The organism is Wolbachia endosymbiont of Rhagoletis cingulata, assembly GCF_048537655.1.
Classification (GTDB): Bacteria; Pseudomonadota; Alphaproteobacteria; order Rickettsiales; family Anaplasmataceae; genus Wolbachia; species Wolbachia pipientis.
Map to the genome: position 1 here is coordinate 126,021 of NZ_CP175927.1, position 24,903 is coordinate 150,923.

General features: G+C 35.4%; 15 protein-coding genes and 3 pseudogenes. 12 read left to right on the forward strand and 6 right to left on the reverse strand.

The window, feature by feature from the left end; all coding sequences use genetic code 11:
* The first annotated feature begins 4 nt into the window (after positions 1-4).
* From ACJZL3_RS00565 to rsmD, 7 genes are all read left to right on the forward strand, one after another.
* Positions 5-2,410: a VirB4 family type IV secretion/conjugal transfer ATPase gene (locus tag ACJZL3_RS00565; RefSeq protein WP_010962886.1), complete on the forward strand. Its 2,406-nt coding sequence runs from the start codon at positions 5-7 to the stop codon at positions 2,408-2,410.
* Positions 2,403-4,967 (forward strand): type IV secretion system protein, encoded by a 2,565-nt coding sequence (locus tag ACJZL3_RS00570; RefSeq protein ID WP_419198804.1) that lies wholly within the window; start codon positions 2,403-2,405, stop codon positions 4,965-4,967. Before ACJZL3_RS00565 ends, ACJZL3_RS00570 begins: the two co-directional genes overlap by 8 nt.
* 9 nt (positions 4,968-4,976) lie before the next feature.
* Positions 4,977-7,364, forward strand: coding sequence for a type IV secretion system protein (locus ACJZL3_RS00575; protein WP_419198805.1), 2,388 nt, complete (start codon positions 4,977-4,979; stop codon positions 7,362-7,364).
* On the forward strand, positions 7,361-10,339 hold the full coding sequence (locus ACJZL3_RS00580) for a type IV secretion system protein (RefSeq protein WP_208571614.1): 2,979 nt from the start codon (positions 7,361-7,363) through the stop codon (positions 10,337-10,339). The genes ACJZL3_RS00575 and ACJZL3_RS00580 overlap by 4 nt, the downstream gene beginning before the upstream one ends.
* 89 nt (positions 10,340-10,428) lie before the next feature.
* A complete protein-coding gene (locus ACJZL3_RS00585; RefSeq protein ID WP_095742764.1) occupies positions 10,429-14,157 on the forward strand; it encodes a type IV secretion system protein in 3,729 nt (1,242 codons plus the stop codon).
* Entirely contained in the window at positions 14,147-14,779 is a 633-nt protein-coding gene (locus tag ACJZL3_RS00590) for a WD_0853 family protein (protein WP_010082417.1), read from the forward strand. Before ACJZL3_RS00585 ends, ACJZL3_RS00590 begins: the two co-directional genes overlap by 11 nt.
* A gap of 122 nt (positions 14,780-14,901) precedes the next feature.
* Positions 14,902-15,450: a 16S rRNA (guanine(966)-N(2))-methyltransferase RsmD gene (gene rsmD, locus ACJZL3_RS00595; protein WP_010082416.1), complete on the forward strand. Its 549-nt coding sequence runs from the start codon at positions 14,902-14,904 to the stop codon at positions 15,448-15,450.
* Here the strand turns inward: rsmD and ACJZL3_RS00600 are convergent.
* The 4 genes and pseudogenes from ACJZL3_RS00600 to ACJZL3_RS00615 all read right to left on the reverse strand — a co-directional run.
* Positions 15,447-15,722 (reverse strand): annotated as a pseudogene (locus ACJZL3_RS00600) (hypothetical protein); the annotation flags it as partial. The gene rsmD and the pseudogene ACJZL3_RS00600 overlap by 4 nt on opposite strands.
* Before the next feature lie 22 nt (positions 15,723-15,744).
* Entirely contained in the window at positions 15,745-16,335 is a 591-nt protein-coding gene (locus ACJZL3_RS00605; RefSeq protein ID WP_010082414.1) for a COQ9 family protein, read from the reverse strand.
* A 6-nt stretch (positions 16,336-16,341) separates the two neighbouring features.
* Positions 16,342-17,895 carry a Mur ligase family protein gene (locus ACJZL3_RS00610; RefSeq protein ID WP_419198806.1) on the reverse strand — a complete coding sequence of 518 codons (1,554 nt, stop codon included), beginning with the start codon at positions 17,893-17,895 and terminating at the stop codon, positions 16,342-16,344.
* A 708-nt stretch (positions 17,896-18,603) separates the two neighbouring features.
* On the reverse strand, positions 18,604-18,741 hold the full coding sequence (locus ACJZL3_RS00615) for a hypothetical protein (RefSeq protein ID WP_010962879.1): 138 nt from the start codon (positions 18,739-18,741) through the stop codon (positions 18,604-18,606).
* A gap of 136 nt (positions 18,742-18,877) precedes the next feature.
* Here ACJZL3_RS00615 and ACJZL3_RS00620 point away from each other — a divergent pair, with 136 nt between their 5' ends.
* Genes ACJZL3_RS00620 through ACJZL3_RS00630 form a run of 3 tightly spaced genes read left to right on the forward strand, consistent with a single transcriptional unit; the run spans position 18,878 to position 20,641 of the window.
* Positions 18,878-19,237, forward strand: a complete 360-nt coding sequence (locus tag ACJZL3_RS00620; RefSeq protein ID WP_010082412.1) for a ferredoxin family 2Fe-2S iron-sulfur cluster binding protein — start codon at positions 18,878-18,880, stop codon at positions 19,235-19,237.
* Between the two features lie 2 nt (positions 19,238-19,239).
* Positions 19,240-20,280, forward strand: coding sequence for a hypothetical protein (locus ACJZL3_RS00625; protein ID WP_010962877.1), 1,041 nt, complete (start codon positions 19,240-19,242; stop codon positions 20,278-20,280).
* Positions 20,264-20,641, forward strand: coding sequence for a cytochrome c-type biogenesis protein (locus tag ACJZL3_RS00630; protein ID WP_010962876.1), 378 nt, complete (start codon positions 20,264-20,266; stop codon positions 20,639-20,641). Before ACJZL3_RS00625 ends, ACJZL3_RS00630 begins: the two co-directional genes overlap by 17 nt.
* A gap of 344 nt (positions 20,642-20,985) precedes the next feature.
* Here ACJZL3_RS00630 and ACJZL3_RS00635 read toward each other — a convergent pair whose 3' ends face one another.
* Both ACJZL3_RS00635 and ACJZL3_RS00640 read right to left on the reverse strand, forming a co-directional pair.
* On the reverse strand, positions 20,986-21,234 hold the full coding sequence (locus ACJZL3_RS00635) for an IS110 family transposase (RefSeq protein ID WP_049749685.1): 249 nt from the start codon (positions 21,232-21,234) through the stop codon (positions 20,986-20,988).
* Positions 21,227-22,058, reverse strand: a pseudogene (locus ACJZL3_RS00640) (IS982 family transposase). Before ACJZL3_RS00640 ends, ACJZL3_RS00635 begins: the two are co-directional and overlap by 8 nt.
* 133 nt (positions 22,059-22,191) lie before the next feature.
* Between ACJZL3_RS00640 and ACJZL3_RS00645 the strand changes: the two are divergent.
* Positions 22,192-22,464 (forward strand): annotated as a pseudogene (locus ACJZL3_RS00645) (transposase); the annotation flags it as partial.
* 394 nt (positions 22,465-22,858) lie between these two features.
* Positions 22,859-24,766, forward strand: a complete 1,908-nt coding sequence (gene uvrB, locus ACJZL3_RS00650) for an excinuclease ABC subunit UvrB (protein ID WP_419198807.1) — start codon at positions 22,859-22,861, stop codon at positions 24,764-24,766.
* Positions 24,767-24,903 lie beyond the last annotated feature (137 nt).

Genomic DNA, 24,903 nt, shown 5'->3' on the forward strand with positions numbered 1-24,903 from the left:
TGTGATGCTGAGGTTTAGGGCTATTCAATCAAAGAATAAATCTACTCTGAACAGGGAAGTTCACGCTGCTGAATTTATTCCTTATTCTTGCTATTGGAATAGCACAACCTTGATGACAAAAGAAAATTGGTTGGTTAAGGTTATAAAATTAAGTGGTTTTGCATTTGAAACTGCCGATGACGAGGATTTAGTCATACAGAACAACATCAGGAATCAGATGCTAAGAAGCATTTCATCTCCGGCATTTAGTTTGTATTTTCATACTATCAGACGTAAGAAAAATATTTTTTCTGATGAATTTGCAAGTCAAGGTTTGCCGAATTTTTTCGCTAATCACGTAAATCTAAAATGGAGAGAAAAACACGCAACAAGGCAATCATTTATTAATGACCTATACATTACGATTATCCGTAGAGCGGACACAAAAGGAGTAGAATTTTTGTCACATCTACTAAAAAAATTCGGACATGTAACTTCAAAACATGCTTGGGAAAGTGATATACGTGCCACGTATGAAGATTTAGAGGAAACGACAAATCGTGTAGTGACAAGCCTTAGAAATTATTCGCCTAAAATTCTTGGAGTAAAAGAAACTCCAGATGGTTTGTTCTGCGAAATAATGGAGTTTCTATCTAGAATCGTAAATTGTGGATTCGTTACAAATACGCTTTTTCCGCTAAGAACTGAAATATCAAGGTACTTACCAGTACATAGGTTATTCTTTGGCCGTAAGATGATACAGGTTGTGACTCATAATGAGAGTAAATATGCTGGAATAATTAGTATCAAAGAATATGGAAATCATACTTCTGCAGGAATGCTTGATTCGTTTTTACAACTTCCTTACGAGTTTATAATTACGCAATCTTTTCAATTTATAAACAGGCAAATGGCGATTGGAAAAATGCAGATACAGCAAAATCGAATGATACAGTCTGCAGATAAAGCTATTTCTCAAATAGCAGAAATTTCTCAAGCGCTTGATGACGCAATGAGTGGTAAGATTGCGTTTGGTCAACATCACCTGACTATTTTATGTATAGAAAAAAGTCCTAAATCATTGGATAACGCTCTGTCGTTGGTAGAATCAGAGCTTTCTAATTGCGGTGTTTACCCTATACGTGAGAGAGTTAACCTTGAACCAGCATTTTGGGCGCAAATTCCTGGTAATTTCGATTATATAGTGAGAAAAGCTACAATAAGTAGTCTTAATTTGGCTGGATTTGCATCTCAACATAATTATCCTACTGGTAATAAATTCAATAACCACTGGGGAGATGCCGTTACAGTTTTTGACACGACATCTGGTACTCCATTTTTTTTCAACTTTCATATAAGGGATGTTGGACACACTATGATAATTGGCCCAACTGGTGCTGGTAAAACTGTTTTAATGAATTTCCTGTGTGCCCAAGCGATGAAGTTTTCTCCAAGGATATTCTTTTTTGATAAAGATCGCGGTGCAGAGATTTTCTTAAGAGCACTTAGTGGTATCTATACTGTAATAGAACCAAGAACTAAAACAAATTTTAATCCTTTACAACTTGATGATACCTCTGATAATAGAACATTTTTAATGGAGTGGATAAAGTCTTTAATTTCGGTATATAATGATAAATTTACTTCAGAAGATATTGCACGAATTAATGATGCAATTGAAGGAAATTTTAAATTAAGAAAAGAAGACAGATTCTTGAGAAACCTCGTACCGTTTTTAGGGCTTGCAGGTCCTGATACTCTAGCTGGGGCAATATCTATGTGGCATGATAATGGTTCTCATGCTGCAATATTTGACAATAAAGAAGATTTGCTAGATTTTTCACGAGCAAGAGTATTTGGTTTTGAGATGGCTAGCTTGCTCAAAGATCCTGTTGCTCTTGGACCGGTCTTGATTTATTTATTTCATAGGATTAGTATATCTCTTGATGGCACTCCATCTATTATTGTTCTTGATGAGGCATGGGCGTTAATAGATAATCCAGTTTTTGCACCCAAGATAAAAGACTGGTTGAAGGTACTGAGAAAACTAAATGCTTTTGTGATTTTTGCTACTCAGAGTGTTGAGGATGCAAGTAAAAGTACTATTAGCGATACGCTTGTACAACAAACAGCGACACAGATTTTTTTACCAAATCTGAAAGCTACTAGTGTCTATCGGGATGTTTTTATGTTAACTGAACGTGAATATATATTAATTAAGCACACAGATCCGAGTACTAGATTCTTTTTGGTGAAACAAGGAGTCAATGCTGTAGTAGCTAGAATAGACTTAAAAGGCCTGGATGATATAATCAACGTATTATCCGGACGTGCAGAAAGTGTTCTATTGTTACACGATATATTAAATGAAGTTGGGGACAACCCAAAAGTATGGTTGCCTATATTTTATCAGAAGGTAAAAAATGTTTAAGACTAAGCTGTCATTGCTATTAATTGCGATATTTTTACTAAATATAGACTTTTTACTCTCATATCCAGTGCTTGCAGATGGAGTAAGTGGTACTGACAAGACAGAATTTGTTAGCAGATTTAATTCCACTGGCAGTTTTAGTCGTGCCTCTAATCCTGATTGTGGAGCGTTTAAAACAGCTGCAGCACTTGCTGGAATAGCGATTGCTGTTGGCGCAATATTTACTGGCATTGTTTTGATCGTTTCTTCTGCTGGTTTGTTTACCGCTCTTGTTATTGTTGGAATGATAGCTGCAATTGTTGGAGTCTGGAAAGCGATAGGAGGGCTTGTTGTTTGTGAACATAGTTTTGTTAAACACCCAGTTGCACGTGATCATGATGGAAAATACAAAAATTTTAAATTAGAAGACACAGGTTATAGTGGCTGCACCAATGAAAATTACCAAACAGAAGAGGAATATTTTTCTTGTTTGCAAAATAAAGCTCGGGAAGACGTGAACAAAAAAGATTATGACGGGAAAAGAGCAGAAAAAGAAGCCTTAAATTCTAACGTTCAGGAGAGTACAGAGAGTTATTACTGGCCAAAAAATGGTGTGCAATACAGTGAATATATAGAAGTATGTCATCGAAACCCTTTAACTTTTGGTAATCTTTTTAATAAGGTAGACTTTAATTCCAGAGGAAAACCTGGATACATAGACTTTGATGTCAGGGAGAAAGACACTGGATACGTAGATGGGTCATGGTCCTCGAAGGTTGATGGTGGTCTGGAATGTAGAGTTCTCAAAGCAGGACAGAGCGAACCCATACATGGAGCTACATTCAAAGCAGTGAGAAAAACGGGCAGATTATGTGTGGAGTTAGCCAGTGTTAGCATGCTTGGTATCGAAATGACTCCTTGGCCGCAAGGGGTTGATATGGGGTGCACGGAATTGCCACCTGACCCACTTGCTCCTATGTGTGAAAAATCTGTGATGATATTCAAAAATAAAGATGGTACAGGAGAGGAAAAAGTTCCTATTGGTAATAATGATGACTATAAAACTATTATCAGATCTAAAGAAAAAAGACTCAACGGACAAGGGGGGAAAATTTTTGTAGGTTATGATAATGCTGGCTGTTTTAGCTCGTATGTTTCTGAAGCTTGTTATAACCAGGCAGGGAGTAAATCATTAGCTCCTATTCCCGTAACTTCTATGATAGTGCAATGCATTAAGGAATCGTTAGATAATTTAGTTGCAGGTAAAGGTGCACCAAATGGTGAGAGTTTTATATCTGTAGCACAGAAAAGGCTGAAAAACACTGTAACTGCTGTTTTAGTTTTAGCTTTAATACTGTTCTCTATAAAAGCCATGCCTGGTGGAGTTCAGAGGCCTCAAGAAATGTATATGTTGATCATAAAATTCGCTTTAGTGATTTACTTCACAACAGGCAGTACCATGTCTCATTATTATGGAGAATTAACTCGTCTCTCAAATGGTTTGTCAGAGATAGTGCTAAAAGCATCATCTGAAAGTAAAGGCATATGTAATTATAAAGCAGGTACAGATTATGAATATACTCGTGCAGGAAAGAGGGTATCTTACAGTTATCTTGCACCTTGGGATAGGCTTGATTGTAGAATTTTATTTTATTTAGGTGCCCCTTTAGATGGAATTGGTGGCAAAATTGGTACTGGAGGTGTTGCAACGTTAGCAGTCTTGCTTGGTGCTGCTCCTGTCTTATTAGTTGCAGGTTCGGTAATCGGTATTATTTTTGCTGGTGGACAAATTTTAGTAGCTCTTGTCTGTATATTTATGGCCGTTCTGATGATGATGGTTATTTTGTGGCTGTGCTATGTATTTATTTTATCTCTAGTTGCTTTAAGTGTAATCATCATTTTATCACCTTTGTTCATTCCTATGGTTTTATTCCAACACACCAAAGGATATTTTGAAGGCTGGGTGAAAGAGTTGATTACCTATAGCTTATACCCGGTTATCCTTTTTGCGTTTTTGTCCTTTATGTTCATAGCATGTGATAAAATCTATTTTAAAAATTTAAATTTTGAACTGGACGAGTCATATAAAAATGAACAACCGGACAAGTCATATGAAAAGAAACAAGCAGAAATCTCATATAGTAAGAAAAAACAGTGGTTTAAATTGAAAGATGGGGAATGTGATAAAAATGAAACTACTCTTGCATGTATGATGCAAAATTATAGCTTTAAAAAGAGCAGCATACTTGGTCTATTCGACTTTACATACATGGAGTTTGGCAGCTCTCTCATCGGAGAATTATTAAAATTGTGTTTAGTATTATTCCTCTTTTACCACTTTTTAAACATTCTTCCTGGCATGGCTGCTGAACTTGCTGGTAACCATAGAGCAGCACTTGGCTCAGGTCAGACACCTGGACAAATAGTGGGCAAAGCTTTATCTGCTGCCAAAGCTGCTGCTGGGGGTGTTGCTGGAGTTGCTGGTGCTGCTGCTAAGAAGTTGAGTGGTGGAGACAAGAGTAAATCTCGAGGTTCTGGTTCTAGTAGCTCCGAGAGTGTTAACAAAAGCACTGAATGAGTTGGATTTATGCTAAAATTTTTGCTGATAATACCGTTTTTTTTTCTGTCAGGCTGCGGGGAACATCACTGTATTAAGCCAGAAAATTTATCAGGTTTGCGTGAAAAACTAGATATAGTGTCAACAGAGCAGAAATGGGTTGATTCTGGTGTTAATATCTCAGATAGAATAAGAGTAACAGAGATTGATATAGTGCCTAGTAAGGTTAATTTTTGTCCTAAGCAGTATGCAGATTTTGCAATTGGGCCTGGGAGAAATGACGTTGCATTACCATTTGCACTTAAAAAAGGCGATACGATAAGCTTTAGTGTGATTGGAAGTAAAGTGTGTAAAGATAAAGAGAGTGAGACAAAAATCAGGTATTTGAAAATCGACGAAAAGTGTAGCGAGCAAGAAACGGAACATTTTGCACATGTTTTAAATCAAGAGAAATGCCAAGGTGGCAAGGATGGGATATGTCCTAATAAATATATAATAGGCGATGCGCAATGGTTGAGTGGAAGAGAGTACTGGTTTTCGAAGTTAGATCAAGATGAAAGAAAAAAGGAAATTGAAAATATTATTAACTCTATAAAACAAGGAGAGAATATAGATTGCAGTAAGCTTTCAGAGAGCAGTGCAAGTAAGATAGATACGCACATTTTAAATTCACTCTGTAGACGTATATGTAAATTTTCTTCTGGTCGTAGAGGCGAGGATTGCGTGTATATTGAATATAATAATATAGAAATTGAGCTATTCAATGCTTTAAATTCTAGTGGTGAATCTGTTGTTGCTGAAATTATTAGTAACGTATTAAAGGGAAAACAGGTAAAAACTGACATTACATTTCTAAAAGTTGGTATGGATAATGAAACTCTTGAACACATTCCAGGTGGTGGTTTATGTACTAGTTGTGATCATAAGATGGAGAATGACCATCAAATACCAAGTTTAACTTTTAGTCTATGTAGCAGAAATGACAAGAGCTGCTACAATACAAATGACAAAGGCGGGTTCAACATAAGAGTAACGAAGAACCATAGTCTGGAAAATAGCTTGTATATAAGTGTTTCCGATAAATTCCCTGAGCATAAGCCTGGTGAAAATCAAGCGGATATATCTGTAGATATCAGCAAAGTTCATGACATGGAAAACTTGAAAGGAAAATTAAAAGACAAAACAGGCACCATATATTACGGAATAAGAGACCATGGCTGCGATTACAAAAATGAAGGTCAATTTAGTATTAACCTAACAACTAAAGAGCCACCTACAAAAACTTTTAGTGCAATATATAATTTCTTTGATGAAAAAGTGAAAACTGCATTTTTCGGCTCTAATTATAAAGACCCTAACGCAATTCACTCTGATACTAGTCCTGTAAAGTCTCTTTACGAAAGTTTTATAAAATCAAGCAGAACAAATACCATTAGATCTACTATAATATCACTATTAGTACTATATATAATCTTATATACTCTTTATTACTTTTTAGGATTAACTCATATTTCTATATATGAGTTTTTAATTATATGCGTAAAGATAGGAATCATCGCCCAGCTATTGCAGGATAATAGCTGGGACTTTTTTTATAACAACGCATTCTCTATATTTATTAACACTCCAAAACAACTAATAGAAATAGCAAATTTTAGAGGCACTACTTCAAATGTTTTTGAGTTTCTTGATTTGCCGCTCAATAGGTTCTTGTCATCGCATTCAGTATTGTTAATAGTATCTCTTATATTTTCTGGCCCTTTGGGCATTGTATCTTTTTGCTTGGTGATTTGGGGTTTAATCACAGTGAGCTTATCTATTTTTAATGCCTTATTTTCTTTTATTACATCTATAGCAATAGTTGCGTTATTGCTTTCTTTAGCACCTATTTTTATTATTTGTCTTTTATTTGCGTATACTAGGCAGATGTTTCACAACTGGGTTAAAAATTTAGCAAGATTTGCGATTCATCCAGTAGTGCTTTTAATTTTTATATCACTGATAAGCCAGGTTATGGATTATATTGTGTATTCAGTATTTGATTTTGAGGTCTGCTCTACATGTATACTTAATATTAACTTAAAGATTTTTAACCCTTGTATTTTTTATGGTTATGCTTCCAAATATACACCTAATATTACCGCTATGATGGCTTTTGTTATTTTGGGACACGCTATGAAAGCTTTAGTTGAAGCTTCTTCGACAATATCTGACTCGTTGTTTGGTGCTTATGTAGCAAGCGAACCTGGAAGACAGTATCAACAAAGCTTAATGGGAACAGTAGGGTTAGATGAACAAAGCGTTCAAAGAAGAGAAAGAGGAGGTGCTTCTCAACAGTCAGGTACGTCAAGACCTCAAATACCACAAGGGACTCAAAGGTCAACGCCTCAGATACCATCACCAGGAAGACAGCAATGATAAGTAAAAGATCACTATTGTTGATACTGTGTCTTGCAATCACTGGTTGTAACATGGATTGTGTCGAACCTGGGTTGCAGAGCAGAAACACTAGTGTTAACGTGGATGTTCCAGTTCATAAAGCTGGTGAAGAAGTTAAAATTCATTGGGTTGATTCTGGTCAAGTAATTAGTAAGGGTGAGGAAATCAAATTCACCCTCGATGGATCAGTAAATTTTTGCCCTTTTAAAGAAGACAAAAATCCAAGGAAAGTACTTGTGCCAGCTAGCTTTTGTGCTGATGGCTCAGAACCAAATTATAGTAAAGCTGCAAATATTAACGATGTGCCTAATAATTATGGCGTTGATGAAAAAGGCGTAAATAAAAACGAATTGTGCGGTGGTAAAGGATTTGGCAGCAATAGACGTTATGTAGACACTGGAATTAAAGTAAATCCTGGTGATAAGTTAAGCTTTAGCTTAGTTCCCAGAAAAATAACAATTGATTATGACAATCCAGGAGGGAAAGGTATCAGCTTTGATGACAATTGTTATAGAGCTGAAGAAGGAGGTGAAAAAGTGTCAGAAAGTGAAATATTGAATGTTAGCAAGCAAGAGGGAGAGGAATTTTTTTGTGAGGGCAAGGATGGAAAGAGAAATAAAATAAAATTTTTACCTCTTGATAAAACAAAAGCAAAGGAAAGCAAAGTGCTAGTTGGCAATGGGTACACTCCATATGATAATAAGGTACATTTTAATAAAGGTTATGTTAAAAACAACGAACCATGGATACATGGCTCGCTGTTCGATTTACGCCGAGCTAAAATAGGATTGAATGAGTTATGTGATGGAAAAAACTGTAGTTTGGATGAGAAAAAAAAGTACAGTTCTTATGAGCTTAATTGTTACTATCAGAATATATGCTATACTAGAAAAGGTATATGGAGCTATGATTCAGGTCGAGCAGGAGAACGGAACTGTGTCTCCTCTATAAGGTATAAGAAGTACGATAAAGGAAATAAATGTGATATGTATTCTTATCTAGAAAAAATGGAAGGGAATGTTAAAGCAGGTAGTTTTACTGAAGATGATAAATCTTGGGCTGAGGCTCTTGTTGCAAAAATTGGTGATCTTGGTGATCAAGATACTGATAAAGGTATGCAATGTCTTCCAGATAATGAAGTAGGTGCAAGAAAGGATAATGTGTGTTCGCAAATTAGTGACAATTTCGAGGATTTTTCTCTGAAATTAAATAGTGACTATGCAGTAAATGACAATGTAAAATATGGTAGTAGTGTGATGCTTGCTATAGCAGATTATGGTTACTATGGAGCTAATAGGGGCGGGTACCATGTTAAAGTGACTAGATCGTGTGAATATATCAATGGTGAAAAACTGTATGTGTATTTGGGTGATAACCCGCCAGGGGATCCATCTGCTCCAAAGACTAATGATTTCAAAAAAGTAGAGCACTTAGATAAAACAAAGGATAAGGTATATTATATAATAGATGGAGGTCTTTTAACAGATGAATGCAAAGACAAAAAACCTATAACAGATGAATGCAAACCTAAGAAGATATATTTCGGCATCAATGTAAGCAACGTAGAGAAAGATGACATTACGGACAAAAATGGCAAATATTACGAAAACAATAAGTATAGTGTAACTTTATTTGTCAAAAGAAAAATTAATGATTTTATTTCATCGAATGTAAACGGGGTATTTAAATTTATAAAAGAAGAAGTAATTGGGGACAGCGTTAAAGATTCATACAAAGGATATGCAAGAGGTCTTCTTCAGGGGGTAAGAGCTTTACTTACTCTATACGTTATATTTACTGTCATTGGCTATATGCTTGGAACAATACAGCTAAGTAAATTTGATTTCATTGTAAGAATGTTCAAGATAGCATTTATAGCTTTTGCCTTTAGCGATAGAAGCTGGGAACTTTTTGGTACAACTTTATCCAGACTTTTTATAGATGGTAGCACTTATTTGGTTGATAGCTTTTCTGGCTATATAGGGGAAGGGGGGAGAAAATTTGCATTCTTAGACTTGACAGCAGGAGTATTATTCACAGCAGAAACTTGGTTAAAGTTTTTATCATTGATGCTCTCTGGTCCTTTTGGCTTTATTGCATTTTTGGCAATACTCTACGCTACTTTTATGTTCTTAAAATGCATTATTAGCGCTACGTTTAAATATGTAATATCTACTGTTCTAGTGGCGTTTTTACTGTCATTAACACCTTTATTTATCGTATTTATTCTATTTCAAAAGACTAAACCCTTGTTTGATAATTGGATAAAAACGTTGGCTCATGTTTCATTAGAACCAGTCATTTTATTTTCATTTTTATCTCTTTTAAATCAGTTGATGTATTCAGTTTTATATAACCTCACAAATTTTTCTGCATGCTATCAATGTTTAATTAGCGTAAATTTCTTATCGTATGATCTGTGCTTGATGAAATCAATACTGCCTCTTGGATACAGTCCTGGCACTAGCGTTGATGTTGCACTCAGTACCGGAGAAAGGGCTGGTGGACACTTTGCAGCATTACCTATAGACCTAATCCAGGCGTTTATATACCTCATTATTGCCGGTGCAATGGAAGCTTTTGTTTCTATATCGGAAACTATGGTACAAACACTATTTAGCTCTGGTTATGGAGTTACTGGCGGTGTTGGTACAGTTGCTAAGAGCGCATCGCAAGCTATGCTGTCAACCGTTGGCCTTGATGATAAGACCCAAAGTATGATACAGAGTATCAAGCAGAAAATGAGTAAAGATCGGGGAAAAATTGAGGCTAAATTACCTAACACGCCAAAGCAACCAGACAAAAAAGAAGATTCTAAAGGAAGTTCTGATAAAACAACGAGTGATAGACCTAAAACATTAAAACAATCAGATCAGCAAAAAAATTCTGATGAAACAATAAGAAGTGATCCTAGTGCTAAAGCTAAAAACAAGGAAGAAAATGGAGAGGAGTAAGATATAAATGATATTATGGAGTAACTAATTAAAAAGATATTTTAAGTAAAGTTTTAGAAATTTATTCTGTATTTGGAAAAAGTTTAGATATGCAATCACGTTTAGGCAAATGTTGGTTTAGGGTATTACTTCTTGCAGCTTATGTGCTGATCACAGGTTGTAGTAAAAACGATATGCCTTTTCCAAGGTGTATATCTGCTGACTATTTTGGTCCTAAACCTATTGCAGTAAGCGCTCATTTTTCAAGCGACCACGATGCGTTTATTCCAGGAGATGGAGAAGTTATTGATCCTGAAACTGGCGAAATTAATTATGGTTTTCACCATAACCAAGTGGTGAAGTGGGAGGATACCGGACTCGAAACCAATGGAGATAGTTTAAAAGTGCGAGTTAATGGTGCATGGACATCTTGGAGTAATAATAACAAGAAGGAATCTAAAAAAGGCAGTTATACCTTACAAAGCTTGGAGCAGTTAAAATATGCAACTAAATTTGAAGGTAAACAAAGTGATAATAGTTTACCTAATTTTCACTTAGTTTGTAATGATTATAAACCTAGCATACAAAAATTTTCAAGTAAGCCTAATGCAAGTTGCACTGTAAATTGCAAGTGCATTAATGAAGATGATAGTGCAAATACAGTATCACGTGGTGCTCCATGTTGGTTTACCAACGGTCATGGTGCTTATCTTTTGTTTCAAACGGGGAAAGATGATCCTAACGAAAATCTAAAGTTAATGCGCGATCCTCAATATCCTACTGTACATCTAGGTTATAACTCCACAGCAGAGGGCGACAATGGATTTTTTACTTTAGACAGAGATAACACTAAATTAAAGGACAGAAATTGTAATGAGTTGAAGTTAAAAAAGGGATGGAAAATATATGTAAAAATATTAGATAGATATTACTTAGATAATGTAGGTGGCTACTCTTTTGAGTTCTTAAGTGGAGTGCAGCAGCCAAGTAGTTTTGGGTTTTTTGATTACATTTATAACTATCTAAAATGTGTATTATTGATTAACGAAAATTGCAAAGAACATTTTAATAGCAATGATCCTGCAGTTGCACAAGCTATGTTCGAAAATATAGCTGAAAAAAGTACGAGCTTTCACAATTTTGTTCTTTCCTTGCTTGTTCTATTTGTAATGATTTCATCGCTTCTTTATCTTTTTGGCATGATACGAGAAACTAAGCATGATATGCTCATCAGAATGATGAAAATCACTCTAGTAATAGTGCTTATATCTCCTGGAAGTTTTAGATTTTTCTATGATCATTTTCTTGTTTTATTCGTTAAAGGTCTTGAACAATTGATAAGTGTAATTACTAACTTTGCTCCCAACATGAACACCGGAAGTATTGCTCAAGGAGATGAAGCTAAGTTGTTTAGCTTCATGGAGGACATGTTCAATAAATTTTTTGCTTATTCTGTTTGGAAAAAGTTTGCAGCGTTTTTACATTACCAAATGTGGGCAAGCCTTCTTATGATACCGGCAATTTTCATAGGGATTGTACTATACTTCTTGTTGTGCTTGTATGCTTACATAATATTTCTCTCTGGCTTTATGGGTATAGCTTTTCTTATAGCTATCATGCCACTGTTTCTAATTTCTATTTTATTTTCACCGCTGAAAAGTCTATTTGAAGGTTGGATAAAATTCTGCATCAGTTTTTGTTTACAATCGATTATGATATTTACTCTCTTGTCATTGTTGGCTTCAATGATAATGAACACCTTTTATAGACAACTAGGTTTTACTGTATGCTACAATAAATGGTTCGAGGTAAAGTTATGTGCTCCAAAATGGGTGTTTGGCGGTTTTTGTATCGTTGATAAGCAGTACTTTGGTTGGACCCCAGGGCAAATTTTTGTACCTTACACTCTTGGAGAAGCTTCTTCTCTTAACATAGATAAAAGTATAGAAGGTATAGAAAAGATAAGCAGAGAAGGTGGTACAATAAAATTTACTGGTGGTGCTGGATATATCCCGCTTCCACCAGATTACCCTAAAGATAAAAATGGTGAACATATAAAAGGGTTTCGTTATATAGATTATCCTTTCTTTAATCCAATTCCTGGAACTAAAGATAATCCAGCAGACCACTATATTGCAGAAAGTGATATGGTAGTTAGTAATGGCTGTAGTGAAAAAGATCTAGTGCGCTTAACAAATAGTTTATCTCATGCATCAGAGAGGGCTGACATTATATTACTGATCAACAATATAGAGAAAAGGATAGGTGATGTTAGTGAAATAATAAAACGCTACTGTCAAGATATAAATAAATGCAATAGTTATAGGGAAATAATTAATGAAATAAGATCTTTAGTGCGGAGTGCGGTAGAAAAACAAGGTTGTAGAATACTGAAACTTCATGATTTATATAAGGATCCCAACAGTGAATACTGTCAGAAATGTAAAGATTGTGAGGATTGCAAAAATTATCAAGAAAATAGCGATTACCAAAGGGTGCAAGACATACAGAGAGGTTATTTAATCAATGCAGGGGAAATCTTTATACTATTCTTGCTTTCATTTTTAATGTTCTCCTTACGCACGTTCGTACAACAAATGGGCTCAAGTATCGCTGGTGGTGGATTCAGCGTTTACAATATATCTAGTATGTATCAGGCATCGCCTTTGACTGGCATAATGGAAGGATTCAAACAGCAGTGGCAAAATTTTGCTGGTAGAGGACTTGAGTCTTTAGGCAGTTGGGCTACTCATTTACCGGATAGATTAGCCGGAGGTGCAGCTAATCTGCTGGGGAGAGTACCAAGAGTTGGAGGAGTGCTGAAATACGCTATTGATGTGCCACGTAAATTTGTAGGTGCTACTATTGAAGCAACGAAGTTTGCAACATCGCCTGAAAATGATGTTGATAAGCTCGAGGAAAAAATTTACAGGGCATTTGGAGTTGATAAGGAAGATATTACACACAGAAGGATCGGTAAATATTTAGATTATTATAAAGGATACGTAGGATCACATTTGGGCTATACAATAGAAGATGCTATGAAGTTTACTTGGGAGCATGGTCTTGACTCTATAGGAAAGCATGGCTATGATCATAACCTACTCTATAGAGCAAAAGAATATAGGCGAGATTTCTTAGAGAAGCTTCATGATTACACTATCGGCCGTAAGAGAGAACCAGAAAAAGACAATCCTGATCAATCAAATAAGGTAGAACGAGAGTTAGGCACGGAACTAGTAAGAGATAACCATGATCAGCCACTAGAAGAAGGCGACCCTCTTCGACTACGAGGGGGAGGTCAGCCAGATAAGGTAGTACGAGAACTAAGCACAGAACAAGAAGACAAGCCTAATCAACTACAGCATGATCAGCCAACAGAAGAAGATAAGCCTGATCAATCAAATGAAGTGACACGAAATTTAGGCACGGAACCAAAAGGTTCAGATGAAATTGATGATTTTGGATCTGCTTTTGAAGGTATGGAAAAACGTGCTGAAAGAGAAGGCAGAAGAAATCAAGATAAAGTTTACAACCTCTCACCACTTTTTGAAATGAACACTCCAGAAGCTGTAGAAAAACGTGCTGAAAGAGCTAGAAGAAAAGAAGAAAGAGATCGAAAAGACGAAGTTTATAATCTTAAGCCTTTATTTAAAGAACCAAAAAATCCAGAAGAGTACGTTAAGGCACTTTTTGAAATGAATACCCAGGAAGCTATAAAAAAACGTGCTGAAAGAGAGGAAAAAAGAAATCGAGAAGACAGTAAAAGGAAATTACCGGAACCAATGAGGAAACCAGATGCAAAAGGAGATGAGAAGAGGATTGAAGATGAAGACTAATAAAAATTTCAAAGGCCTTGATTATTATAAATTGCAGCAAGACAAAGATGGCAACATAAAGTTAAATGACTACGACGACATTTTAAATGCGCGTAGGGCAAGGGTAGACTTGTTGCGGGATAACACATCACTTGACAAGGATGTCAATTTTGCTAAATTGAATAAAGCTTTGAGTGAGAAATTTGTAGATAATCATAGTTTATTGTCTGAATTTGATAAGGAAGACAAAGAGATTGTACAAGAAAGGATTAAGGTGTTTAGTATTTTAGAAAGTCTTGAAGACCTTAAAAGCGTGAAAAGTGAAGATCTGTTAGAGGTTAGCTTACTGCTGTCAGATCTTAGCTTCATAGAGAGAAATGTTGTACTAAATACCGATCAGAATTCTGATCTAGCAGGATTTAAAAACCTATTTATTGAAAAAAAAGCATCTGGTGAAGAGTATAGTGAAGAAGAATGTAGAGGCTTTCTTGATAATATAGATAAAATCAATACTATAATTAAGTTAGAGTTAGAAAGCAGAATTGAAGGGCTAAATCATGATGAAAAAAATGATCATGATGATTTACAAGATGAGATTGGTCAAGCAATTAATGCAGCAGGCAAATCAGAAAAAGATAACTGATGAGTCTTGTGTTTGTGTTTTTCTTACAAGCGACTCGATAGCTTCTCTCTATTAAACTGCTAAAGCCATATTGACATTAATCATATAGTATAAATAATTAATTATTTTGGAGCTTATTTAATATGCTACGCATCATTGCAGGCAAATATCGCGGAAGAAAAATAACTACAGGTAAGCATTTAGCTGCACGACCAACTATGAGTATTGTTCGAGAAGCAATATTTAGTATACTTTCCTCAAGAAAACCTATTTATAACTTGAATGTACTTGATTTGTTCTGCGGAAGTGGCTCTTTTTCATTTGAAGCGCTTTCTCGCGGCGCTAAACATGCATTCATGGTGGATTCAGATTATTACAATTTGCAACTGCCTAAAAAAACAGCAGAAGATTTTGGAATTACGGACAATGTTACGCTAATTTGCTGCAGTGCTAACTGCTTACCAAAACCTATTTCAAAATGCGACATAGTTTTTATAGACCCACCTTACAATAGCAATCTAGTTGAATCAACGTTGAATGGACTAGCTAACTCAGGCTGGTTAAGTGATGATGCATTGATAATTCTAGAGATTAGGAAAAACGAAGGTTTTGAGTGCAATAAAGACTTTAGTATAATCTTGGAACGTATTTACGGTATAGCAAGAATAATTTTTCTTTCTCTATCAACTTAAACTTGCATATACTTTTCATTGATGAGTTCCAGTTCTATTTTCGTCAAGTTTCCGGAGAAATTACTTATTCTGTACTGCCCTAGATCAAAATTTTTATTAAATTCAGAGTCTATTAAATATTCATGTGCTTCTTCAATAAATTTATTTTCTTTTTCTTCGTAACTGGTGTATTTTGTTGTACCATTATTATCCTCACAATAAACTAAATGTTCTTTATGATCAGCATGAATATTTTTATTTTCACAAACCTTTTCAGGATCGTGCTCAAGTACTTTTCTACCAACAATCAATAGCTTATAAGAAATTTCCTATGATTCCTTTTAAGCGAGTTTTGAATTTTTGAAATGTCATGACATTGTTGATACGGTTATCAAGAAACGATAAAGTATCCACAAAATCTTCTGAATAATCATTGATAAAAAAAAGTATCGTACTTAAGTACACTCCAGCTAATATTGCTCTTTTTGTATAGTAGTTAAAATCTGTTGATTGGTCATGAATGCCATACCAAATCGCACTAATAGTTCTGTATAAAAGTTTACTAGAAAAATATGTATTTTTTGGTGATACGGAGAATGATAAAACATTTTTTAAAAGTTCTCTATAATTCGGTAGCTTAGCATAGTTTGAAAGGTGTATTTGAATAGCTAACTTTACTCGCTCTCGCACTTTCATATCTTCTAAATTAGAATTTCTTAATTCAGCTTCCATTGAGCTATTTAAGTCCTCTGCTATGTGCTCCAAAGCGCTATATATTCCATTCTGAAATTTGCAAAAGCTATTAGCTAGATTAAGGTCAGTGCACACCTTTAATAGGGTTTCATCGCTTATCCCTTCAAATGGAATAACCCTAATTAGCTTATCTATTATTAACTTTTGTTCCACGCAACATCATACTAAACAGCATGTGTGATTGTACCTGAGATTTTCAAACATTCTACAAAATGCTTCACCACGTTCCTCGAAATTTTTCCATTGATCAAAAGAAGCACACGCGGGAGAAAGTAATATTGTTACTTCTTCTGCGCTATTTAAGGCCTCTTCAAAAGCCAATCTGAATGCATCTTCTAGATTGCAACATTTAACATAATCTACTTTATTCTCCATAACATTTGCAAAAGCTTCGGTTGATTCTCCAATAAGAAAAGCTTTTCTAACCCTTGTAAAATGCTTGCTTAATGATTCTATTCCACCTTTTTTGCTTCTTCCACCAGCGATCCAATTTATGTTTTCATAAGATAAGATCGCCTTTTCGCTCGATTTTGCATTAGTTGCTTTGCTATCGTTCACGAAAAACACATTTCTTATTTTGCCAAGCAGTTCATTCCTATGCCTCAGTCCTGAAAAGGACTTGATTCCATTGATAATAGTGTTGCTATCTACTCCAAGTACCTTACATACGGCATATGTGGCTGCTATGTTTTCTGCGTTGGATATTAGGTTTATTTTCACGTCGCTTACTGATAAGCTATGATTCTCTAGTTTTAACGAGATCTTCTGGATCCCAGTGCCCCTTTTGTCATCCAAGTAGCTGACACTGGGATCCAGATAATTTCGATCTATACCAGTAATCTGTTCACTATAATCAAGCAAATTGTTACCTGCCAATGATATTAGATCTCTTGCACTACCCTCTGTCATCTGAGTAGTTGGCAATGGTTTTTCTTTTCTGGATTCCAGCGTCACGCGCTGGAATGACATCGGGGAATATGTTACTGAGATTGGAATTTTGTCTCCAGTGAATTTGTTGAATATATCAGCAGTAATCTCATTGTCACATCCTATTACGGCAACCTCACTACCGTTTATCAGTTTTAATTTAGTTGCTATGTAGTTCTCCATACTTCCATGCCTATCTATGTGATCTGGTGTAATATTGAGCAGTGCTGAAATGTCCACGTTAATTTCATTCATCAACTCCAATTGAAAAGAGGAGAGTTCGATTACATAAATTTCTGCATCTCTTTCTAGATCCAAAACAGGAACGCCTAAATTTCCACCAATAGCTACTTTTTTCCCTGCAGATTTTAATATGTGCCCTATTAGTGATGTAGTGGTTGATTTACCATTTGTTCCTGTGACGCCTATTACCTTCTGGTTCGTAGTTTTAGCTTCAAGAAATAGCTCAATGTCTGATTTTATTTTGCAATCAAATCTCCTTGCAAGTTTTACTATCCAATGTGGCTCTGTTGGCACTCCAGGGCTTAAAACCAATGCACTGATCTCATGCCAATTGTATTCCTTGGGATGAATAAAATTACATTTTTTATACATCATTTTTGCATTTGCTATTTGCTCTTCATGATCATCCCATGCATATATTCTTGCACCACTCTTTGTTAGAGCGTTAATGGCGGATAAACCAGTTTTACCAAGACCAAAAACCGCGACGTTTTGATTTTTGTATTTGTTTAGTTGCACTGCTAGATAACTTATGCGAACCATTTTATAAAGATATCGTACAAATTACAACAGACTTCTTTCGTAGGTTACAACTGTCATTCAATAGAAACAAAAAACTTACTTGACAAACTCCGCCAGCGCCCTTATCATGAAACTGAAGCTATTGTATTTGCTTTCGCCAATCTGCAGATTAAAAGGTAAGGATTACTTAATGTATCGGCGTCTTATGTTCAATTTTTTGCAGTATATAGATACTGTATGTCTTTACAAAACTTCATCTACATCTAGATTTTTATCTAAATAAGCTGAACGCGCTTATAAAGCGTTACAAGACATCAAAAAATGCCAATACTCGACAGAGATAGTAAAAGACTAGCTAACTCGGGGATTCTTTGTCTTTTTTTCTGCTTGGTAAATTTCTTAAACATTTGCAGCGTAGGTTAGTTGCAATTAAAAGCAACTGAATTTCGCTTGTCAAGCGTTTAAAACATAAAAAACGCCAATATTTTAAAGCAGATAATAACCACGGGGCTTCTTTTGCCTTTTTTTTCGCTTAGTAAATTTCTTAACGTTTGTAGCTAAACAACAACCGTCATCCCGCTACTTGTTAGCGGGATCTCTTGTTAGCGGCTGAGATACCGCGAATGAATCGCGGTATGACGGTTCGTGGCGGTATAGCAGTTCGTCATCCCGCTACGTGTTAGCGGGATCTAGAGATACCGCGGCGGTATGACGTAGAGCTTGCGTTAGCTATACTTTTATGCTTACTAACTTAATAAAATTCCTGGATCCCAGTGTCTGGGCACTGGGATGACAAGAAGAAGGCACTAGGATGACAAGAAGAGGGCACTGCCGTCTTGGATGGAAACCAGTGTCAGCTACTTGCATAACACCCTTTTTTCTGGAAACCAGTGTCGGCTACTTGGATAACAAAAAATAGGCACTGGAATTGTAAAGAGTTTGCAAATATTAGTTATTACCTGTAGGATATAGAGAAATTAGTAAGGATTTTAATAGGAATAATATGCCATCTGTTACTTTTATTTTACCTGATGGGAGTAAGAAAAGCTATGAAGCTGCAGAGGGAGAAACTCTGCTCAATTTAGCCCACAGAAGTGATCCAGATCTGCTTGAAGGTGCATGTGAAGGTTCTCTTGCTTGCTCTACATGCCATGTAATTGTTGATCCAAAGTTTTATAATGCTGTAGAAATACATAACCCTATATCTGATGAGGAAAATGATATGTTAGACCTAGCTTTCGGCTTAACAGAGACATCAAGACTTGGGTGCCAAATAAAAATCACAAAAGATATCGACGGCTTGTGTGTAACCATACCAAGGGGTACAAGAAATATATCATTGGATAAACAGGGGAGTGATTAGCTATGCGTAAGATTTTTATCTATATTATCATCTCTTTACTTTTGTTTATTCCTGTAGCGTATAGTGGTTTTTGGTATTTTTCTGCATGTAAGGTAAAAAATCTTTTAGCTGAAACAATACTATACATTAACGACGAAAAATTTGATATTTCACATGATTTTAGTGGATTTCCTTCTAACCTAATTTTTCGTGTGACAAACCCAAAATTTTCCAATGAGCAATTAACCATCTCATCTGATGCTTTATTGATAAAAAATAGATTGTTTGATAAATCAGTATATATCTACATACCAAGCAATGAAGTCAATATTGCTGTTCATGGTGATGAGAAAAAGAATATAAAATGCCACACAAACGATAGCAGCCACTTTGTTGTTAGACTAAACGATTTACCATCTTCATTGCGATTCAACAAAAATAGTACCGTGATAGACTATATAGATACACTTCGTTACGAAGATTATGGATTAAAATGTGATGTTTTAGAAAATCAGCAAAGTGTTATAACTGAAGTGAATGATAAAAGCAATTACATTCAATTTCACCTCGATAAAGAACTGAGTGGAAATGCTAAGCTAGGATTTGATTTGTATACTTATCGGTATAAAAATACTGCAAGTCCTGAAAGTTACCTTAGTATCGACATTAAATTTGATTATGAATTTGTAAACGACATCTCGGCTTCCAGAATTAATTTCAATATAGAGAAATTTTTGATTCAAAGTAATAATTTTTCTTTTGCTGCAGATGGTGGGGTAAACAATTACAACTTAGTTACATATTCATTTAAAGACAAAATCAACGTGGCTATATCAAATTATAAAGAATTAATCTCGTTTATGATTGGTGACTCAAAAACTTCAGATGCGTTCGAAAAATTAGTACCTTCCTTATCAGAAAAAACAACTGATAATGGCATTCAATTTTCAATAAAGTACGATGATGATGTAGGGTCAAGCTTTATTGGAAAGTTATCCATCACTGATTTTATGAACCAACTCAGTAAAATAATCCAATTAACCAAGAATGAGAATAGTAATTAGCTTACTTTTCATATTGATATTCCACTCAGGCGTAAACGCTTTTACTCTGGATAATAAACTCAGAGATAAAAGCATGGAAAAACGAGCAACCAGTTTATTTGAAATAATAAGGTGTCCAATATGTTCTGGCGAATCATTGTCTGAATCTGGATCTCAGATCGCGTATGATATGCGAGAAGCAATTCGTAAAAAAATCAATGATGGATACACTGATGAAGAGATAATCTCAGAGTTAAAAAATTCTTACGGCAATTCAATTATAATCGTACCACCTAGCACTTACATTTTGTGGTTTATTCCACTTACAACTCTGCTTATTGGGTGTTTTTTAATACAAAGATACATCAATACAACCACTTAAACCTTTTATATATAGCTAAAGTGACTTAGGTTCTCTAATTGCACATAAGTCAACAATAATTTTCACACAAATCAAAACAGCATATCTTCTCCATAATCCTTGGTAATTTTACATAAGTTAAAAGTAGCATATGGTTCTCTCCGCGGTCTGAGATGACAATAAATTTGTCAAGCCGCATTATACTTGTTAGGCGGAAGTGGACGGCAACATGTTTACCACGAAGTCTAACTAAGTTCTTGCTTGTCCCTTCCATCGGCATTGCTATCTTTATTTTCAATAAAATTATTGTCCTATGCTCTTTTGATGTTTATTGATAATAAAATTCTGTTTTATCAACCAACATCCTATGCATAATTACAGCTAATTTTCTTGCTACTGCTACAATTGCTTTTTTCATTCCTTTTTTCTTCGCAACCCCAGTTTTTTAATTTAAATGTCCTCTTGGTAACTGTAAGCATTGTTTGTGCAGCTTCATATAACATACTTCTACATTCCGCTGGTCCCATCTTTGATATGCTGCCATGCCGATCAACTTTTCCAGAAGAATATTGCCTTGGTGTCAACCCTATATACCCCAGTTGCGGATTAGCCAACGAAGTAAAGCTTAGAAATGCAGCGGCTGCATGGAATATGAAACAAGCGTAGAAAAAATGTGTACCAAAAAATTTATCGGTGATCTGTGGCGAGTATGCTCAATCTCAAATTTGTTTTTCAGAGAGCCAAAAACTGTCTCAATAATCGATCTTTTTCTTAACAAAATCTTCTCATTTAGCACCATTAATGAGTTTTTCATACCCTTTTTATACTGGTTACAAGCTTTAACCCTCTATCGAATAATTCGTGAAAAAGATCTTTTTTGATATATCCTTTATCTCTAAACAATAATCCAGTCAATTTCTGAGTTAAATTTGGCACAGGTATCAACGTTGCCTTTTGTCACCGTAACCCCTTGAATTTCGCCAGTTTCGTTGATTACTAGATGTACCGAAAAACCACCCATAAGTAGTCTTTCCAATCTTTGCCAACCCTTTGAAAACTTTGTTTCTCGAGGTCCTTTTTGGATGGCAAACAGCGATAGATTATGTACGAAATCCCTGTCACTTTTGACTGTTCGCAAAACCATTGCATTAAGAGCGCTAAATACCATAAAACCTGCGATTTTAGCCTGATAAACCTACTATAGGATGGCAATTTTGGAAACGCTGATTCGTATAATAATTTCAAATAATGCACATAGAAAATTTTAAAATTGTCGCACTTGATATAGCAATATTATGGTAAAAATCTCTGAATGCGTAATCTCTGGCGTCCTGGTTGGTTTTTTGCCACTTGGTAGAAGTTTTTCTGCAAAATTTTCATCGACTGTATTGCAAAAATCATCGACTATACAAAAGATTTCTGTTACTTTCTCTTTCATTGGTAACCTCCTATTTTAGGAATGAATATCAAATACCTCGGAGTTTACCCTATTTCCTTACCTTTTCTATTTTTTCTAATTTACAACTGGGGTTAGCAGTGCTGTGAGAATGGTTGAAAGCGCAAAAGAAAACCTCTCGGAAGTTAAAAATATACTGGTCGATGCAGGTTATACAGGAGAAAATTTTGCAACTCAAATAAAAACGATTATTGGAGCAACTGTAGAAGTAATAAAACGAAGTGAATTACATTCCTTTGCTGTATTGCCACAAAGATGGGTTGTAGAGCGATCTTTCGCTTGGTTAGAAAAATGCAGACGATTGTGGAAAAATTGCGAGCGAAAACTTAACACTAGCCTACAAATGGTCGTTCTTTCCTTCATTTCTCTTCTATTGAGAAGATTTTAAACAGGTTCTAAATCTTTATTTTAAAAATGTCATATTGACCACCGGTACCTGAAAATACTATTCCAATTGATCAGAGCTATCCATTTCCTTAATTTTTGTAACGTTGTCATAGGAGTACTATAATTTAGTATCAACTATGTTTTATTGTTTTTGCATCTAAAAAAATTTAGCTTATTCAAGCAGCATTTTGCCTTTTTTTGGATGTAGGGATTTTTTAGGAATTGTCTTCTTGAATTCTATGGTATTTTGTTTAACATTGAAACAAGATTCCAGTGTCAGCTACTTGCATGACATTGTTGGTTAATGTTTTATGGCTTTACGATAGCTATACAACTTATCTTAAAAGCAATATAGTGTTCACTATGCAATGAATCAAAGATAGTAAGTAAAGTCTATGAAATTTCAAATCACTAGACATTTTCAACCTGCTGGAGATCAACCGCAGGCAATCGATAGTTTAATTGCGGGGCTAAATAGCAATAAAAGAGACCAAGTTTTGCTTGGAGTTACTGGTTCTGGGAAAACTTTTACTATGGCAAATGTTATTGCAAGGACAAACAGGCCTGCATTAATTATGGCACACAATAAAACTTTAGCAGCACAGCTTTATGAGGAAATGAAAGGATTGTTTCCCCATAATGCTGTTGAATACTTCATTTCTTATTATGATTATTATCAACCTGAAGCCTATTTACCACAAACTGATACTTATATCGAAAAAGATTCTGCAATTAACGAAAGAATTGAGATGCTGCGTTATTCCACCGTCTGCTCCCTTTTGGAGCGCAGGGATACGATCGTAGTTGCCAGTGTTTCCTGCATATACGGTCTTGGTTCGCCTGAGAGCTACCGCAGCATGATCATACCGCTTAGTGTTGGAAATAAAATTCGTATTAATGATTTCCTGAGCAACTTAACTGATCTTCAATACAAGCGCTCTGATGCCAGGTTTGAGAGAGGATATTTCAGAGTGCGCGGCGATATTGTTGATATATTTCCTTCCCATTATGAAAATAAAGCTTGGCGTTTATCGTTATTTGGCGATGAAATAGAAGAAATTTCTGAAGTTGATGCTATAACGGGCAATGTTACCAAAGGCGTAAATAAAATCACCATTTTTCCAAATAGCTATTACATAACCCCGCGTGAGGCTTTGTTGCAGGCAATTGAACTAGTCAAAAAAGAGCTGCATGAACGCTTGGATTATTACTACTCGCAAAACAAGATTGTTGAAGCAAAGCGCCTCGAGCAACGCACTAATTTTGATATCGAAATGATGAGAACAACAGGAATATGTAAAGGTATTGAAAATTATTCGCGTTATCTCTATGGAATGGAAGCTGGGGATCCACCACCTACTTTGTTTGAATATTTACCTAAAGACGTAATTTTATTTGTTGATGAGAGTCATGTCACCGTTCCTCAGGTTGGTGCGATGTACAGTGGTAATGAGGCGCGTAAAAAGAAATTGATTGACTATGGCTTCAGGCTCCCTTCCGCTTTTGATAATCGTCCATTAAAATTTGAAGAGTGGGAGGGAGTTAGGCCGCAGACTGTTTACATTTCAGCCACTCCCGGAAAGTATGAGTTGGCAAAGACCAGTAATGTATTTATAGAGCAAGTTATCCGTCCAACAGGGCTTACGGACCCAATCTGCATTGTAAAACCAATAGAGAGTCAAATTGATGATGTAATTCATGAGGCACAAGTGACAATAGGGAAGGGATTTTGTGTTTTAATCACTACATTGACGAAAAAAATGGCTGAAAATTTAGCTGAATATATGAGTGAAATGAATATGAGAGTGAGTTATTTGCATTCTGATATTGCTGCGCTGGAGAGAATAGAAATTATATACAAATTGAGATCTAAAGAAATCGATGTTTTAGTAGGTGTTAACTTGCTGAGGGAAGGTCTTGATATTCCAGAGTGTGGGTTGGTTGCAATTTTGGATGCTGATAAAGAAGGATTTTTGCGATCGGAAACTTCATTAATTCAAACGATTGGTCGTGCTGCGCGTAATGCTGAAGGTAGAGTAATTTTGTATGCAGATAAAATCACTGGTTCTCTGGACCGTGCATTAAGAGAGACCGAAAGAAGAAGAAAAAAACAAGAAGAACATAATATATTGCACAATATTGTCCCAAAGACTATAATAAAACCTATATCAAACACCTTACAGGAGAGGGCAATAGCAGAACCGAAAGTAAATACTAATAAGGATGATTTGAGAAAGCAAATGATAGAGCATGCTGAAAATTTAGAATTTGAAGAAGCAGCAAGAATAAAAAAATTATTGTAAGGTTAAATAACACATGATGTAATGTGCATAGTATAAAAATGTAAATAATTTTATTGATATCTTTATATTAATACTTTTTAAACATTTAGTACCGCGCAATATCTGCAATGGATGAGAAAAACTAACACCAGTGCCTT